This window comes from Winogradskya consettensis, from assembly GCF_018332715.1.
Taxonomy (GTDB): domain Bacteria; phylum Actinomycetota; class Actinomycetes; order Mycobacteriales; family Micromonosporaceae; genus Actinoplanes; species Actinoplanes consettensis.
The window spans coordinates 24170-38112 of the sequence record NZ_BOQP01000006.1 but is presented as its reverse complement, the minus strand read 5'-3'; the positions used below and the strand labels follow the sequence as shown (position 1 = coordinate 38112).

The 13943-nt window shown below is 70.2% G+C and carries 17 protein-coding genes; 11 read left to right on the top strand and 6 right to left on the bottom strand.

Translation table 11 applies throughout. The features are described from left to right. Positions 1 to 8 precede the first annotated feature (8 nt). From leuD to Aco04nite_RS05870, 3 genes are all read left to right on the top strand, one after another. Positions 9 to 596 carry a 3-isopropylmalate dehydratase small subunit gene (gene leuD / locus Aco04nite_RS05880; protein ID WP_212996156.1) on the top strand — a complete coding sequence of 196 codons (588 nt, stop codon included), beginning with the start codon at positions 9 to 11 and terminating at the stop codon, positions 594 to 596. A 176-nt stretch (positions 597 to 772) separates the two neighbouring features. Further along, complete coding sequence (locus Aco04nite_RS05875) at positions 773 to 1627, top strand: HU family DNA-binding protein (RefSeq protein ID WP_212996155.1); 855 nt, start codon at positions 773 to 775, stop codon at positions 1625 to 1627. A gap of 106 nt (positions 1628 to 1733) precedes the next feature. Then, a complete protein-coding gene (locus Aco04nite_RS05870; RefSeq protein WP_244875773.1) occupies positions 1734 to 2198 on the top strand; it encodes a hypothetical protein in 465 nt (154 codons plus the stop codon). Here Aco04nite_RS05870 and Aco04nite_RS05865 read toward each other — a convergent pair. Genes Aco04nite_RS05865 through cofC form a run of 4 tightly spaced genes read right to left on the bottom strand, consistent with a single transcriptional unit; the run spans position 2155 to position 6212 of the window. After that, on the bottom strand, positions 2155 to 3036 hold the full coding sequence (locus tag Aco04nite_RS05865) for an NUDIX hydrolase (RefSeq protein ID WP_212996154.1): 882 nt from the start codon (positions 3034 to 3036) through the stop codon (positions 2155 to 2157). The genes Aco04nite_RS05870 and Aco04nite_RS05865 overlap by 44 nt on opposite strands. Before the next feature lie 4 nt (positions 3037 to 3040). Then, complete coding sequence (locus Aco04nite_RS05860) at positions 3041 to 5290, bottom strand: RNA degradosome polyphosphate kinase (protein WP_212996153.1); 2250 nt, start codon at positions 5288 to 5290, stop codon at positions 3041 to 3043. Positions 5291 to 5335: 45 nt separating this feature from the next. After that, complete coding sequence (locus Aco04nite_RS05855; protein ID WP_212996152.1) at positions 5336 to 5533, bottom strand: cold-shock protein; 198 nt, start codon at positions 5531 to 5533, stop codon at positions 5336 to 5338. Positions 5534 to 5543: 10 nt separating this feature from the next. Further along, positions 5544 to 6212, bottom strand: a complete 669-nt coding sequence (gene cofC, locus Aco04nite_RS05850; protein WP_212996151.1) for a 2-phospho-L-lactate guanylyltransferase — start codon at positions 6210 to 6212, stop codon at positions 5544 to 5546. A 103-nt stretch (positions 6213 to 6315) separates the two neighbouring features. Here cofC and Aco04nite_RS05845 point away from each other — a divergent pair, with 103 nt between their 5' ends. The 7 genes from Aco04nite_RS05845 to Aco04nite_RS05815 all read left to right on the top strand — a co-directional run bounded on the left by Aco04nite_RS05845 (position 6316) and on the right by Aco04nite_RS05815 (position 11605). Further along, positions 6316 to 7056 (top strand): lysophospholipid acyltransferase family protein, encoded by a 741-nt coding sequence (locus tag Aco04nite_RS05845; protein ID WP_212996150.1) that lies wholly within the window; start codon positions 6316 to 6318, stop codon positions 7054 to 7056. Continuing rightward, the gene (locus Aco04nite_RS05840; protein WP_212996149.1) at positions 7053 to 8048 is read left to right on the top strand and encodes an NAD(P)H-dependent glycerol-3-phosphate dehydrogenase; all 996 of its coding nucleotides are present in this window, start codon (positions 7053 to 7055) and stop codon (positions 8046 to 8048) included. Before Aco04nite_RS05845 ends, Aco04nite_RS05840 begins: the two co-directional genes overlap by 4 nt. After that, on the top strand, positions 8045 to 9151 hold the full coding sequence (locus Aco04nite_RS05835; protein ID WP_212996148.1) for a cystathionine gamma-lyase: 1107 nt from the start codon (positions 8045 to 8047) through the stop codon (positions 9149 to 9151). Before Aco04nite_RS05840 ends, Aco04nite_RS05835 begins: the two co-directional genes overlap by 4 nt. A 106-nt stretch (positions 9152 to 9257) precedes the next feature. After that, positions 9258 to 9617: a hypothetical protein gene (locus tag Aco04nite_RS05830; RefSeq protein WP_212996147.1), complete on the top strand. Its 360-nt coding sequence runs from the start codon at positions 9258 to 9260 to the stop codon at positions 9615 to 9617. Between the two features lie 85 nt (positions 9618 to 9702). Then, on the top strand, positions 9703 to 10059 hold the full coding sequence (locus Aco04nite_RS05825) for a GntR family transcriptional regulator (RefSeq protein WP_212996146.1): 357 nt from the start codon (positions 9703 to 9705) through the stop codon (positions 10057 to 10059). Further along, the gene (locus tag Aco04nite_RS05820) at positions 10056 to 10937 is read left to right on the top strand and encodes an ATP-binding cassette domain-containing protein (protein ID WP_212996145.1); all 882 of its coding nucleotides are present in this window, start codon (positions 10056 to 10058) and stop codon (positions 10935 to 10937) included. The genes Aco04nite_RS05825 and Aco04nite_RS05820 overlap by 4 nt, the downstream gene beginning before the upstream one ends. Further along, entirely contained in the window at positions 10934 to 11605 is a 672-nt protein-coding gene (locus tag Aco04nite_RS05815; RefSeq protein ID WP_212996144.1) for a twin-arginine translocation signal domain-containing protein, read from the top strand. The genes Aco04nite_RS05820 and Aco04nite_RS05815 overlap by 4 nt, the downstream gene beginning before the upstream one ends. Here the strand turns inward: Aco04nite_RS05815 and Aco04nite_RS05810 are convergent. Further along, positions 11568 to 12080, bottom strand: coding sequence for a protein-tyrosine phosphatase family protein (locus Aco04nite_RS05810; RefSeq protein WP_212996143.1), 513 nt, complete (start codon positions 12078 to 12080; stop codon positions 11568 to 11570). The two genes, Aco04nite_RS05815 and Aco04nite_RS05810, sit on opposite strands and share 38 nt — an antisense overlap. Before the next feature lie 124 nt (positions 12081 to 12204). On the opposite strand from Aco04nite_RS05810, the gene Aco04nite_RS05805 reads away from it, so the two are divergent. Then, positions 12205 to 13308 carry a D-alanine--D-alanine ligase family protein gene (locus tag Aco04nite_RS05805; RefSeq protein ID WP_212996142.1) on the top strand — a complete coding sequence of 368 codons (1104 nt, stop codon included), beginning with the start codon at positions 12205 to 12207 and terminating at the stop codon, positions 13306 to 13308. Here Aco04nite_RS05805 and Aco04nite_RS05800 read toward each other — a convergent pair. Continuing rightward, positions 13305 to 13940 (bottom strand): DUF3515 family protein, encoded by a 636-nt coding sequence (locus tag Aco04nite_RS05800; RefSeq protein WP_212996141.1) that lies wholly within the window; start codon positions 13938 to 13940, stop codon positions 13305 to 13307. The genes Aco04nite_RS05805 and Aco04nite_RS05800 overlap by 4 nt on opposite strands. Positions 13941 to 13943: the final 3 nt, after the last annotated feature.

Below are 13943 nucleotides of genomic sequence, written 5' to 3'. Positions count from 1 at the left end.
CCATCGCCATGGACAAGTTCACCACCCACAGCGGCACCGTGATGCCGCTGCGCCGTTCCGATGTGGACACGGACCAGATCATCCCGGCCGTCTATCTGAAGCGGGTCACCCGGACCGGCTTCGAGGACGGGCTCTTCAGCGCCTGGCGCGACGACCCGTCGTTCGTGCTCAACAACCCCGCGCACAACGGTGCCACCATCCTGGTCGCCGGCCCCAACTTCGGCACCGGCTCCTCGCGCCAGCACGCCGTCTGGGCGTTGCGCGACTGGGGTTTCAAGGTGGTCATCGCCGCGCGATTCGGCGACATCTTCCGCGGCAATGCCCTCAAGGAGGGTCTGCTGCCGGTCCAGCTCGACCAGAAAGCTGTAGAAGCGCTGTGGGATCTGGCCGACAGCGAGCCGGACAAGCAGATCACCGTGGACCTCGCGGAGCGCCAGGTGCGTCTGGACGACGCCGTCTGGCACTTCCCGATCGACGACTTCAGCCGCTGGCGCCTCATGGAGGGCCTCGACGACATCGGACTCACCTTGCGTCATGAGAGTGACATCACCTCGTACGAGGAAAGGCGTCCAACCTTCAAGCCGGCCGTGATCTGAGCGCAAAACCCTTCCAGCACAACGAATTTCGCCCTCGCCGGTTCTCCGGCGGGGGCGAATTCCGTTGCGACACAACGATTTTTTTTGAGGGAATGTTTGTGTCTGCTGGTCAGAGGGCATACGGTGCGCGCAGAATGGCTCGCATTGGGCCAGTTCTCACGTCCGGGAGGAAAACCGTGAACAAGGCCGAGCTCATTGAGGCGCTCGCCGCCCGACTGGGGGACCGGAAGACGGCGACAGCGGCGCTGGATGCGGTCATCAGTGAGGTGCAGACCGCCGTCACCAAGGGCGACCGTGTTGCCATTACCGGTTTCGGTGTCTTCGAGAAGCGGGCGCGAAATGCGCGCACCGCTCGGAATCCACGCACCGGCGAACCAGTCAAGGTGAAGAAGACGTCCGTCCCCGCATTCAAGCCCGGTACGGGCTTCCGGGAGATGGTCGCGAGCGGCAAGGTCGCCAAGGCGACAACCGCCAAGAAGACCACCGCGGCGGCGAAATCCACTACGGCGACCAAGGCCACTCCGGCCAAGGCGACCGCGACAAAGACAGCGGCGGCGAAGAAGACCACCGCTACCAAGGCAGCGCCGGCGGCCACCAAGGCCACCGCTACCAAGGCGACTGCCACCAAGGCGACGGCGACCAAGACCGCCACCGCCACCAAGGCCACGCCTGCGAAGACGACGGCCACCAAGGCGACGGCAACGAAGTCGACCGCCGCGAAGAGCACGCCTGCGAAGACGGCCGCCACCAAGACGGCGCCGGCCAAGAAGACTGCGACGGCCACGAAGACGGCGGCGGCCACCAAGACCGCCCCCGCCAAGAAGGCGACCGCCACCAAGACGGCGGCCACCAAGGCGGCTCCGGCGAAGAAGGCGACCGCCACCAAGACGGCGGCCACCAAGGCGGCTCCGGCCACCAAGGCGGCTCCGGCGAAGAAGGCGACCGCCACCAAGACGGCGGCGGCCACCAAGGCCACTCCGGCCACGAAGGCCACCACGGCACGCACCAGCGCGGCTCGTAAGACCCGCTGAGGCACGCTCAACGGCTCGTAGCAGCGAAGAAAGGCGTCCACCCTAAAGGTGGACGCCTTTCGCGTGTTCCGGCGCTGTGCGGGCCGCTGAGCCTACGGTCCGCAGCATGGAGCGTTATCGCGGCCGCAGTTTCCGGGCAAGGCCGCGCGGGCTCGTCGCGCGGGCGCTGATCGCCGCCGCCGTCTTCGCCGCCACAGTGGTGCCGAGCTGGACCCTGGGCGACGCGGCCGAACGCTGGACCGGCTGGGCGTTGCTGGACTGGCTGGTGACCTGTGCGCTGTCCGGCGTGGTCGTCTTCGCGCTCGCGCCCTACGGCTCCTATCGCCGCCGCGACGCGGTGCTCGGGCTCGTACCCTTCTACGGCTGGTATCTGACCAGCGTGCTGTCGTGGCGGGTGGCCCTGCTGCCGTTGCGCGACTGGGAGCCCCGCCAGGACGAGCTGTGGCGGGCCCGCTGGCTCACCGGCGACCTCATCGGTTTCTGGCGGATGGACCCGCTGCCGCCGCCGTCGCCGCGGCGGCAGGGGGTCAGATCCGGCTCAGCGCCACGAGTTCCCCGCCCGACCAGGTGAGGACCCAGCCGTCGCCCTTGGCCGTCTTGTAGGGCTGGTCGTCGCCGGCGTTCTCGAGGAGCGCGAGCAACCCCGGGATCACCTTTCCCTGACTGCAGACCGCGACGGCCGGACCGTCACGCAGCTCCGCCAGCCGGGCCGCGGCCAGCTTCACCCGGGCCGGCACCTGATCGGTGTCGTCGGTCTCGGCGAAGGCATTCTCCGTGACGATCGGCAGGCCGAGCCGCTCCGCGAGCGGTTCGAGGGTCTGCCGGCACCGCAGCGGGGTGGCAGCGACGAGCGACTCGGGATGGAACAGCTCGGCCACCGCGGCCATCGTCTGCGCCTGGGCCCGGCCCTTCTCGTCGACCGGGCGCAGGGCGTCGTCACCGGAGAAATGCTTGCGCTTTCCGGCGTTCGCATGGCGGATCAGCAACGTCACCGCGGTGACCGGCGGCAGGGCCGCGGCGTGCTCGACCAGCTGCCGGTCGTCCGGATAACTCAGCTTGGCCACCGCGTCGGCCGGCGACAACCACAGCACCTCGTCGACCTCGGTCGGGTCCTGGGGATCGGCTGCCGGGCCGTCGCCGGCCCGCATCAACCAGAAATCCACGGTCTTGGGTACGCCGTTGGCCATCGTGTAGGCGATCCCGGGCAGCCGTAACTGCGGCTGGGCACGCACCCCGGTCTCCTCGTGGACCTCCCGGACGGCGGCGACGAGCGTGTGCTCGGAGCCGTCGAGCTTTCCCTTGGGAAGACTCCAGTCCGAGAGGTACGGCCGGTGCACCACGCAGATCTCGATGCCTGCACTGCCGGGGCGCCAGACGACTCCACCGGCGGCGCGAACTGTCTTCGGCACCGGGTCAGCCCGCCTTGCCGATGATGCGGCGCAGCAGCGCCTCCTGCAGGTGGACGTGCGGGCTGGCGGGCGTCGACGCGCGCCGGTGCCAGGTGCCGTCGCCGGCGAGATCCCAGCCCTCGCTCTGCTCGCTCATCGACAGCTCGAAGACGTTCCGCAGATCCTGCTGCGCCGACGGCAGGGTCACGCGGACCAGCGCCTCGACACGGCGGTCGAGGTTGCGGTGCATGAGGTCGGCCGAGCCGATCCAATACTCCGCGGAATCGCCGACGCCGAAGCGGAAGACCCGAGAGTGCTCCAGGAACCGGCCCACGATCGAGCGGACCCGGATGTTCTCCGAGAGTCCGGCGACCCCGGGACGCAGCGCACACATGCCCCGGATCACCAGGTCGATCTGCACGCCGTCGTGCGAGGCACGGTAGAGCGCGTCGATGGTCTCCTCGTCGACCAGGGAGTTCACCTTGAACTGCACCAGGGCCTCGCCGCCCTCCCGGGCGATCTGCGCCTGCTCCTCGATGCGTTCGATCAGCCCTTTGCGTACGCCGTGCGGCGCGACCAGCAGCCGCCGGAACGCGGTCTGGCGGCTGTAACCGGTCAGCACGTTGAACAGGTCGGTGACGTCGGCGCCCACCTCGGGGTCGGCCGTCAGCATGCCGAAGTCCTCGTACAGCCGGGCGGTCTTGGGGTGGTAGTTGCCCGTCCCGATGTGGCAGTAGCGGCGGATCTGGTTGCCCTCCTGGCGTACGACCAGAGCGGTCTTGCAGTGGGTCTTGAGCCCCACCAGGCCGTAGACGACGTGGCAACCGGCCCGTTCCAGGGTGCGCGCCCAGCCGATGTTGGCGACCTCGTCGAAGCGGGCCTTGACCTCGACCAGCACCACGACCTGCTTGCCGGCGGCGGCCGCGTCGACCAGCGCGTCGACTATCGGGGAGTCGCCGCTGGTGCGGTAGAGGGTCTGCTTGATGGCCAGCACGTTCGGGTCCGCGGCGGCCTGCTCGATGAAGCGCTGCACGCTCGTCGAGAACGAGTGGTAGGGGTGGTGCACGAGGATGTCGGCCTCGCGCAGCCGGTTGAAGACGCTGCGCGGGACCTCGCCGTCGGCAAGCTGCGGGTGCGTCGCCGGCACGAACGGGCGGTCCTTGAGATCGTCGCGGTCGCACTCGCCGAAGACCTGCCACAGCGAGGACAGGTCGAGCAGGCCCGGCACCCGCAGGACGTCCTCGTCGTACATGTCGAGCTCGCGGGCGAGCAGGTCGAGGACGTGATCGCTGATGGAGGCGGCGACCTCGAGGCGCACGGGCGGACCGAACCGGCGCTGCGCCAGCTCGCGCTCCAGGGCCTGCAGGAGGTCCTCGTCGCGGTCCTCGTCGACCTCGACCTCGGCGTTGCGGGTGACCCGGAACAGGTGCCACTCGAGGATCTGCATCCCCGGGAAGAGCTGGTCCAGCTGCTCGGCGATGAGCTCCTCGACCGGCAGGAAGCGCGCGCCCCGGCTGTCGTTCTGCACCGTCACGTAGCGCGGGACGTTGTTGGGGACCTTTATCCGGGCGAAGAGCTCGCCGCTGCTGTCCTGCGGGTCACGCAGCACCACGGCCAGGTTGAGCGACCGGCTCGAGATGTAGGGGAACGGGTGTGCCGGGTCGACCGCCAGCGGCGTGAGGACCGGGAAGACCTGCTCCCGGAAGTACGTGCGGAGCCGCTCGCGCTCCGGGGCGTTCAGATCCGTCCAGCTGACCAGCTCGATGCTCTCGGCCGACAGCTTGGGCCGGACCTCGTCGGCGAAGCACGCGGCGTGCCGGGTGACCAGGTCCGCGGCGCGTTCGGTGATCATCTCGAGCTGGTTGCGCAGCGAGCTGCGGTCACCGCCACGCATCGGCAGGCCGGCCTTGAGCCGCCGCTTCAGCCCGGCGACCCGGACCATGTAGAACTCGTCGAGGTTGCTGGCGAAGATCGCGAGAAACTTGGCCCGTTCCAGCAGGGGCGTGCCGGGGTCCTCGGCCAGGGCGAGCACCCGGGCGTTGAAGTCCAGCCAGGAGAGCTCGCGGTTCAGGAAGCGGTCGTCGGGCAGTTCGAGCACGTCGTCCTCCTCCTCAGTAGGTTTTTCGATGCCGGCCGTTTCGATGGCAGCAGGCATGGGTGCCACCTCCGCGGTGCCGGAGCTCTCCCCTCGACGGAGGAATCGCCCGTTGGGGCCGCGTCGGCGAGAGGTCGCCGCGGGCACGGTTGTCTCGGGTGTCCGGTGCGGGGTGGTCATGAGTCCATCATTGCCCGTCGCAAGTGAACGGGAAATGAATGTGGCTCATGAGATTCCAGGAATTTGGACCTTGGTCACACCACCGTCGTCACCGGTGGCGATGTCGACGCGCTGACCGAGGCGGAGCAGGCGCAACCCGGAGGCCCGGAAGGCCTCGGCGGGGAACGCCAGCTCGCTGCCGTCATCGAGCAGCAACGTGCCGGAATGGGCCTGGGGGTCGAAGGTCGCGACGGTGCCCTGCATGACCCAGACGCTACCGGGGCCGCCCGGCGGTCATGCGCGAAGCATCACAGTCCGCTGTGAGTCCGACATCACGCAGTAGCCTGCAGGTGTGGTCGCCCGGACCGAGGATCAAGACGGCTCGCAGGTCGGCGGCCGTGTCGACGTCCTGCCGCAGACCCGGCCACCCGCCGGGGAGCGCGGCGGCTCCCGAGGCGGCGTGTGCCGCCGCCGACCCGACACCGAAATGCGGGGCGAGCGGGATGCCCGGAGCGGCCGCCAGCAGCACCGTCCCCGAGCCGGCCTCGTCCGCGACGAAGTGGCGACCCGGCCCGGCGGCGAGCAGCGCGGCTCCCAGCTCGTCCGGGCGCAGCGCCGGGAGATCGCCGGTCAGCACCGCCCGAGGCCGGCTCAGCCCCGCGACCGTGTCCGCGCCGAACCGCATCGCGGCGTTCAGGCCGCCACCCGGATCGGGCACCACCCGGGCGCCGAGCTTGGTCATCGCGGCGGTCACGCCGGGATCGTCGGTGACCACCATCACGTCGGCGACCTGCTCACACGCGCCGATCGCGGTCACGGTGTCCCGCAACATCGCCAGGACGAGCTCCTGGTGGCGGGCATCGGCCACCGCGCCGCGCAGCCGGCTCTTCGCCGTGCTGAGCTGCTTGACGGGCACGACCGCCGTCCAGTCCGCTGCTGACACGCGGACAATCCTGCCACCGACCCGGCGCGCCGGACCCGCCCTGGCTCCCGGGACCGGGAGCAGGCATGATTTCGTCGCAGGCGTGGGGGAAGAAGGGGTAACCGTGGCTCAGCGCAAGCTCGGGTTCTGGCGGCGGGTGGCGGTCGTGCTGGTCGTGTCGACGATGCGTGTCTGGACGAAGCGCACCTGGACGGGGATGGAGAACATGCCGCCCGGCGGTGGCTTCATCGTCACGCCCAATCACATGTCGCAGTCCGACCCGCTGGTGGTGGCCCACTACCTCTACGCGTCGGGACGCTGGCCGCGCTTCCTCGCCAAGGCGAGCATCTGGAAGATCCCGGTGCTCGGCTTCCTGCTCACGAAGACCCTGCAGATCCCGGTGGTGCGGGGCAGCGTCGAGGCGGCCCGGTCGCTGGACACCCTGGTCCACGCCATCCAGCAGGGCGCGGTGGTGGTGATCTACCCGGAGGGCACCACGACCCGCGAGCCCGACCTGTGGCCTATGCGGGGCAAGACCGGCGCCGCCCGCCTGGCCCTGGTGACCGGCGCGCCCGTCGTGCCGATGGCGACCTGGGGCACCCAGGGCCTGCACGACGTGCGTACCAACAAGGTCTCGCTGAAGCCCCGCCGCGAGATCAGCGTGACCGTGGGCAAGCCGGTCGACCTGGCCCGTTTTTCGGGTGAGGCCCCGACCCGCGCGGTCCTGGAGCAGATGACCGAGCAGATCCAGCTCGCCACCCAGGACCTGCTCGCCGACCTGCGCCACGAGCCGGCTCCGACGGGGATCTACAACGCGCCGGCCGCACGCCGCCACGACAACGGAACGACGGGACAGCCCTTATGAGCAAGGCCGCGATGCTGGGGGCCGGGGCGTGGGGGACGGCGTTCGCCAAGATCCTCGCCGAGGCCGGCGCCGACGTCACGATGTGGGCGCGGCGTGAACCCGTGGCGGCCGCGATCCGGGAAGGGCACGTCAACGAGGGCTCGCTGCCCGGTGTGAAGCTGCCCGCCCGGGTGACCGCGACCAGCGATCTGGCCGCGGCCGTCGCCGACGCCGAGCTGGTGTTCCTCGCCGTGCCGTCGCAGACGTTGCGCGGCAACCTCGCCGACTGGGCCCCGCACCTGCCGCCCGACTCGACGCTCATCTCCCTGATGAAGGGCATCGAGCTGGGTACGACCAAGCGGATGAGCCAGGTCATCGTGGAGACCGCGCGCGTCGACCCGAGCCGGGTGGTGGTCGTCTCCGGGCCCAACCTGGCCCCCGAGATCGCCGCCGAGCAGCCCGCGGCGACCGTGATCGCCGGCACCGATCCGGGCCGCGCCCAGCAGGTCCAGCAGGCGGTGGCGCTGCCCTACCTGCGGCCGTACACGAGCGACGACGTGATCGGGTGCGAGATCGGCGGTGCGGTCAAGAACGTGATCGCCCTCGCCTACGGCATGGCTTCCGCGATGGGCATGGGCGACAACACCAAGGCCTCGCTGATCACCCGGGGGCTCGCCGAGACCACCCGGCTGGGCGTGGCGCTCGGCGCCGACCCGATGACCTTCGCCGGGCTCGCGGGCCTGGGCGACCTGGTGGCGACCTGCTCGTCGCCGCTGTCCCGCAACCACACTTTCGGCGAGCACCTGGGCCGCGGCGAGTCGCTGGAGGAGGCGCAGCGCGCCACCAAGCAGACCGCCGAGGGCGTGAAGAGCTGCCTCGCGATCCGGGACCTCGCCCGGGCGCACGGCGTCGAGATGCCGATCACCGAGCAGGTCGAGCGGGTGTGCCACGAGGGTGTGGACCCGCGGGTCGCGGTGAAACTGCTGATGGGCAGGGAGATGAAGCCGGAATGAGCATCGACAAGGGTGACGGCACGCTCGTCGTGCACGCGGGACTGCCGGCGCCGGTGCCGGGGGAGCCGTTCCTACCGGGGCCGGTCTTCGCGGCGCCGTTCCACCTCGACCCGGTGACGGGACCGACCGAGAACGGCTACGGCCGCCCGGACAACCCGACCCGGCGCGCGCTGGAAGGCGCCATCGGTGAGCTCGAAGGCGGTTCGGTCCGCGCCTTCGCCACCGGTCAGGCCGCCATCACCGCGCTGCTGCTGTCGGTGCTGCGCAGCGGCGACACGGTTGCGCTGCCCTCGGACGGCTACTTCACGGTCCGCGCGTTCGCGGAGGGCACGCTGCGCGACCTCGGGGTCAGGACGATCCTGGTGCCGACGGCGGGGCCCTACCCGTCGTTCGAGGGCGTACGCCTCGTCCTGCTCGAAACCCCGGCCAACCCCGGCCTCGACGTCTGCGACCTCGCCGCGGTCTCCGCCCTCGCGCACGAGGCCGGCGCCCTGGTCGCCGTGGACAACACCACGGCCACGCCGCTCGGGCAGCGCCCCCTGTCGCTCGGCGCCGACCTGGTCGTCGCCTCCGGCACGAAGGCCCTGACCGGCCACTCCGACGTCCTGCTCGGCTATGTCGCCGGCAACGACGACGACCTGCTCGCCAAGGTCACCACCTGGCGGGCCCAGACCGGCGGCGTCCCCGGCGCGTTCGACTGCTGGCTCGCCCACCGCTCGCTGGCCACCCTGGACCTGCGCCTCGCCCGCCAGACCACCAACGCCGCCGCGGTCGCCGGCTTCCTGGCCACCCGCGCCGACGTGACCGGCCTGCGCTGGCCCGGCCTGCCCACGGACCCCTCCTACGCCGTGGCGGCCGCCCAGATGCGCCGCATCCCCGGCATCGTGTCCTTCGACCTGGGCAGCGCCGAACGGGTCGCCCGCTTCCTCGCGACCTCCGAGCTCGTCTTCGCGGCCACGTCCTTCGGCGGGCTGCACACCACGGCCGACCGGCGCGCACAGTGGGGCGACGACACCCCGCCCGGCTTCCTGCGTCTCTCCTGCGGCATCGAGGACACCCCCGACCTCCTCGCCGACCTGACAGCGGCTCTCGACGCGGCCTGACCCGGCCGGACTGTGACCCGGCCGGACTGTGACCCGGCCGGACTGTGACCCGGCTGGGCCGTGACCTGCCGACGGCCTTCGGCGTTGCCTGATCTACGTTTTTGGCATGGAGTGGAGCAGTTTCAACGGCACCGAGGTCACCGCGCTCGCGCAGGGGGAGAGTTTCTTCCTCGCCCCGGGGGAGCGGGAGTGTCCCGCGTGCGGTAGCCGCAGCGTCCGGGCGTACGTGAATGCTCCGGAGAACGCCCGCCGCCCGACCCTGGTGAGCTACGTCTGGTGCTCGGCCTGCCACCGGTTCGTCGGCACCCGGGCCAAGCACCCCGAGGGCCTGGTCTTCTCCGACCCGCTGGCCATGCTGGACGCGACGCAGCGCCGTGAGCTGGAGCGCAGCCTCGTGGGCTTCCTCGACCACCTCGACCAGCTCTGGAACGACGGCGTCCTTCCGCAGTCCTTCGCGGCCGCGTAGAACACTGACCGCTTGCGATCTTGGCCGCACTGGCTCTATGGTTCGTTACATGAGTAATGAACCACTGAAGTAGGGAGGCGGCGAAGTGTTCGACGACCGCAGCCCGATCTACCAGCAGATCGCCGAGAGCATCAAGGACGACGTCCTGCGCGGGACGCTCAAGGAGGACGACCAGGTCATGTCCACCAATCAGTACGCCGCCTTCTTCCAGATCAACCCGGCGACCGCGGCGAAGGGCTTCGCCCAGCTGGTCGAGGAGGGCGTGCTCTACAAGAAGCGGGGCATCGGGATGTTCGTCAGCCCCGATGCGCGCGCCAAGCTGCGCGGTCAGCGGCAGGAACGGTTCTTCACCGACGTGGTGGACCGGATGCTCGACGAGGCCCGGGTCATCGGGGTCTCGGTGGAAGAGATCAAGAAGCACATCGACGGGGGCAACCGATGATCTCGCTGCGTGACCTGACCGTGCGGTACGGCGCGACGACCGCTGTCGACTCGATCAGCGTGGACCTGGCGCCCGGCAAGATCTACGGGCTGCTGGGGCGGAACGGGTCGGGCAAGACGAGCCTGCTCAGCGTGCTCTCCGCGTACCGTAAGCCCTCCTCCGGAAGCGTGACCATCGACGGCTCGGACCCTTTCGAGAACCGTGAGCTGATGCGGGACATCGTTTTTGTCCGTGATGCCCTGGACGCGGTCGAGGGTGATCGGGCCGGCACCCTGCTCGACCTGCACGCCCGGATGCGGCCCTCCTGGGACGCGGAGCTCGCGGCGAAGCTGGTCGCGACGTTCGAGCTCGACCTGCGCAAGCGCGTCGGGGCGCTGTCCCGGGGCCAGCGCTCCAGCCTCGGCGTGGTCATCGGGCTCGCCTCCCGCGCGCCGCTGACCATCCTGGACGAGGTCTACCTCGGCATGGACGCGGCCGCCCGCACGGCTTTCTACCGCGAGATGCTCGCCGACTACCTGGAGCACCCGCGGACGATCATCCTCTCCACCCACCTCATCCAGGAGGTGGCCGACCTGCTGGAAGAGGTCGTCATCATCGATCGCGGCCGGCTGGTCGTGCACGAGGACACCGACACGTTCCGCTCGCGCGGGGTGGCGGTGACCGGGCCCGCCGATGTCGTCACCGTTTTCGCCGAAGGGCGCACCGTGCTCGCCGAACAGAGCCTCGGTCGCACCCGCCAGGTCACCCTCTACGGCGGTCTCGACGCCGATGATCGGGAGCGGGCCGAGTCAGCAGGGCTCACGCTGACACCGGTCGGCATCCAGGACCTGTTCGTTCACCTCACCTCGCCCGAGCACAACCTGGAGGCAGTCCGATGAATCCCCGGCGTCAGGTCACCGAGCACCTGCTGCGGACGTACAAGTCGGCCCTGATCGGGTTTGCCGGCGTCTTCGTCGTCGGTGTCGTGATCGCCGACATCGTCGCCGCCCGGGTCGCGGATCCGGCACCCGGCATCTGGATGTACGTCGCCATCGCGTTCCGCTACTGGGTCGGGATCATCGCTGTCATCTTCATCAGCAACAACCTGCGCCAGTTCGTCGCCGTCGGCGTGACCCGGCGCGACTTCATGGCCGGGGCGACCGCCGTGGGCGTCCTCGCGTCGGTGGCGTTCGCGGTGTTCGTTCCGCTGGGCCACGGCATCGAGTACGCGATCCACGGCGGCTCCGGCTTCTCGGCCGCGACGGGGTTCCGGGAGTTCGCGGCGACGCTGGTGTCCTGTCTCGCGTCCTTCGTCGCCGGGTCAGCGGCCTGCGCCGGCATCTACCGTTTCGGGGCGTGGGGCGGGCTCGCGCTGGTGATCCCCGCGCTGCTCCCGGCGGCCGCTGCCACGATCTTCCTCACCACGGACAGCGACGGCCAGATCGCCGCCGACCACCTGTCGTTCCCGCTGGCGCTGGTGGTCTGCCTGGTGGCGACGGCGGCAGTCGCGGTGCTCAGCCACTGGGAGCTCAAGGACGTGACGATCCGCCGCTCGGCGCTCGGTTAGCGATCGCGAATTCCAGGAGCCACACCCGCTGGGCCTCGTTGTCGGGAACCGGTAGACCCCGGGCCTCGGCGACGAGCGCCAGCGAACGCTCCGCCTCCACACCGAGCAGCAGCAGCGTCACGCAGGCCAGCAGCGTCGACCGGCCGATCCCCGCGAAGCACTGCGTCACCACGAAGCGGCCCGCCCGGATGTGCGCGGACAGCCGTATGCCCAGCTCCAGGACGTCGCCCGGGACACCCCGGTCGGGAATCGGCACCGAGAGGTATTCGATCCCGGCGGCCGCGGCGGCGTCCGCGACCCCGAGCAGACCGAGCCTGCGCTCCTCACCCGGCGTCAGCGCGGAGACCAGGACGTCGACGCCCGCCTCGGCCAGGCCGGCCATCTCGTCCTTCAGCCGGTCGCCGCCGCGGGGGTGTGCCATGGTCGCGAGCCGGCCCGGCCCACCCCAAGCGACTACATGCAGTGCTGGTTTCATCGACTCCCTGTCTCGTTACCCCGTGCTGGCGCCTGCCGCCACCGCAAACTTGTCTACGGAGAGTAGGGTCACCCCCGTCGCGAACCGCGGCCCTGCAGAAGTCCGGCAACGAGAGGCCATTTCCATGACGACCCCTCGCAAAACCCGTGTGGCGATCGTGTTCGGCGGCCGCAGCACCGAACACGCCATCTCGGCGGTCAGTGCCGGCAGCCTCATCGCGGCCCTCGACCCCGACGAGTACGAGGTGGTGCCGGTCGGCATCACGCGTGACGGCGCCTGGGTCCTGGCGGACGGCGATCAGCAGAACCTCGCCATCGAGGGCGGCAAGCTCCCCGAGATCACCAGCGCGTCCGGGAAGTCCGTGGTGCTCCCGGCCGACCCCACCGCCAACGGTCTGCTGGTCGTCGACCCGGCCGGCGGGGTCGCCGCACTCTCCGGCGTGGACGTCGTCTTCCCGGTGCTGCACGGTGCGTACGGCGAGGACGGCACGATCCAGGGCATGCTCGAGATGGCCGGGATCCCGTACGTCGGCGCCAACGTCTTCGCCTCCGCGGCCGGCATGGACAAGGAGTTCACCAAGAAGCTCGCCGCCGCCGAGGGCATCCCCACCGGGCCCTATGTGGTGCTGCGGGCCGGTGTCTCGCTGAGCGAGGCCGACAAGGAGCGGCTCGGACTGCCGGTCTTCGTGAAGCCGTCCCGGGCCGGCTCGTCCTACGGCATCAGCAAGGTCTCCGACTGGGCCGACCTGGACGACGCGATCGCCGAGGCCCGTCAGATCGACCCCAAGGTGCTCGTCGAGGCCGCCGTCGTGGGCCGCGAGATCGAGTGCGGCGTGCTCGAGGGCGAAGCCGGTGGTGCCCCCGAGGCGTCCCTGGTCGCCGAGATCCTGGTCAACGCGACCGGCGACGACTTCTACGACTTCGAGGCCAAGTACCTCGGGGCGGGCACGCCCTACCAGCTCCCCGCCGACCTCAAGCCCGAGGTCGCGGACAAGGTCCGGGAGTACGCCTGCCGCACCTTCACCGCGCTCGACTGCGCCGGCCTGGCCCGCGTCGACTTCTTTGTCACGGCCGACGACGAGATCTACCTCAACGAGATCAACACGATGCCCGGCTTCACGCCGACCTCGATGTTCCCGCTGATGTGGGCCGCGACCGGCCTGGAATACCCCAAGGTCGTCGACCGGCTGATCCGCAACGCGCTACGCCGCGGCGTCGGCCTGCACTAAGCGCATCCGTTGGGCACGCCCTGGGCGAGCGACTTGTCCGTCTCCACGACGATGTCGGAGAATTCGTTCGCCCACTGGGCCGCCTGGTCGTACTGCTTCGGCACCGTCACGGTCACCGGGACCTCGCGGTCCATGGTGGTGAACGAGGTGACCTCGGCCTGCTGATCGGCGTACCAGCAGACCCTGTTCATGTTCATCAGCTCGGAGTCCATCGGCACGCAGCCGGAACCCGCCGCGTCCATGGTCTCGCAGGTCTTCGGTTGCGTGCCGCCGCAGGCGACGGTGATCGCCGGCTCGCCGTAGGCGGCGTTCTGCTCCGGCCCGGCGCTGACCTTGCGGCTGACCAGGTCGCGCACCTTCGCCGGCAGCTGCGACGTCACCGCGAGACAGACCTCCGCCTGCCGCGCGGAGAGCTTTGGCGCGGCCATCTCAACCGCAGCACTGGGTACGACGGCGGGCTGCGACGCCACCGGATCGGCAGCCTTCTTCGCATCCGGGACGATCTGGGAGAAGATCCCGAACGCGACAAGAGCCGCCACCGGGACGGCGACAACCGTGGCCCAGAGCGCGGCCTTGCGCGTCGTCCTGTCCTCTGCGGGGCTTTCCTCGGTGCGGGACTCCACGTCGACCATGGG

Excerpts from the sequence above, each read along its gene's own strand:
- Aco04nite_RS05870 (WP_244875773.1), top strand. The coding sequence starts at position 1,734 with ATGGAGCGTTATCGCGGCCGCAGTTTCCGGGCAAGGCCGCGCGGGCTC.
- Aco04nite_RS05805 (WP_212996142.1), top strand. The coding sequence starts at position 12,205 with ATGACGACCCCTCGCAAAACCCGTGTGGCGATCGTGTTCGGCGGCCGC.
- Aco04nite_RS05860 (WP_212996153.1), bottom strand. The coding sequence starts at position 5,290 with ATGACCACCCCGCACCGGACACCCGAGACAACCGTGCCCGCGGCGACC.
- Aco04nite_RS05840 (WP_212996149.1), top strand. The coding sequence starts at position 7,053 with ATGAGCAAGGCCGCGATGCTGGGGGCCGGGGCGTGGGGGACGGCGTTC.
- Aco04nite_RS05815 (WP_212996144.1), top strand. The coding sequence starts at position 10,934 with ATGAATCCCCGGCGTCAGGTCACCGAGCACCTGCTGCGGACGTACAAG.
- Aco04nite_RS05800 (WP_212996141.1), bottom strand. The coding sequence starts at position 13,940 with ATGGTCGACGTGGAGTCCCGCACCGAGGAAAGCCCCGCAGAGGACAGG.
- Aco04nite_RS05835 (WP_212996148.1), top strand. The coding sequence starts at position 8,045 with ATGAGCATCGACAAGGGTGACGGCACGCTCGTCGTGCACGCGGGACTG.
- Aco04nite_RS05830 (WP_212996147.1), top strand. The coding sequence starts at position 9,258 with ATGGAGTGGAGCAGTTTCAACGGCACCGAGGTCACCGCGCTCGCGCAG.
- Aco04nite_RS05855 (WP_212996152.1), bottom strand. The coding sequence starts at position 5,533 with ATGCAGGGCACCGTCGCGACCTTCGACCCCCAGGCCCATTCCGGCACG.
- Aco04nite_RS05820 (WP_212996145.1), top strand. The coding sequence starts at position 10,056 with ATGATCTCGCTGCGTGACCTGACCGTGCGGTACGGCGCGACGACCGCT.
- leuD (WP_212996156.1), top strand. The coding sequence starts at position 9 with ATGGACAAGTTCACCACCCACAGCGGCACCGTGATGCCGCTGCGCCGT.
- Aco04nite_RS05810 (WP_212996143.1), bottom strand. The coding sequence starts at position 12,080 with ATGAAACCAGCACTGCATGTAGTCGCTTGGGGTGGGCCGGGCCGGCTC.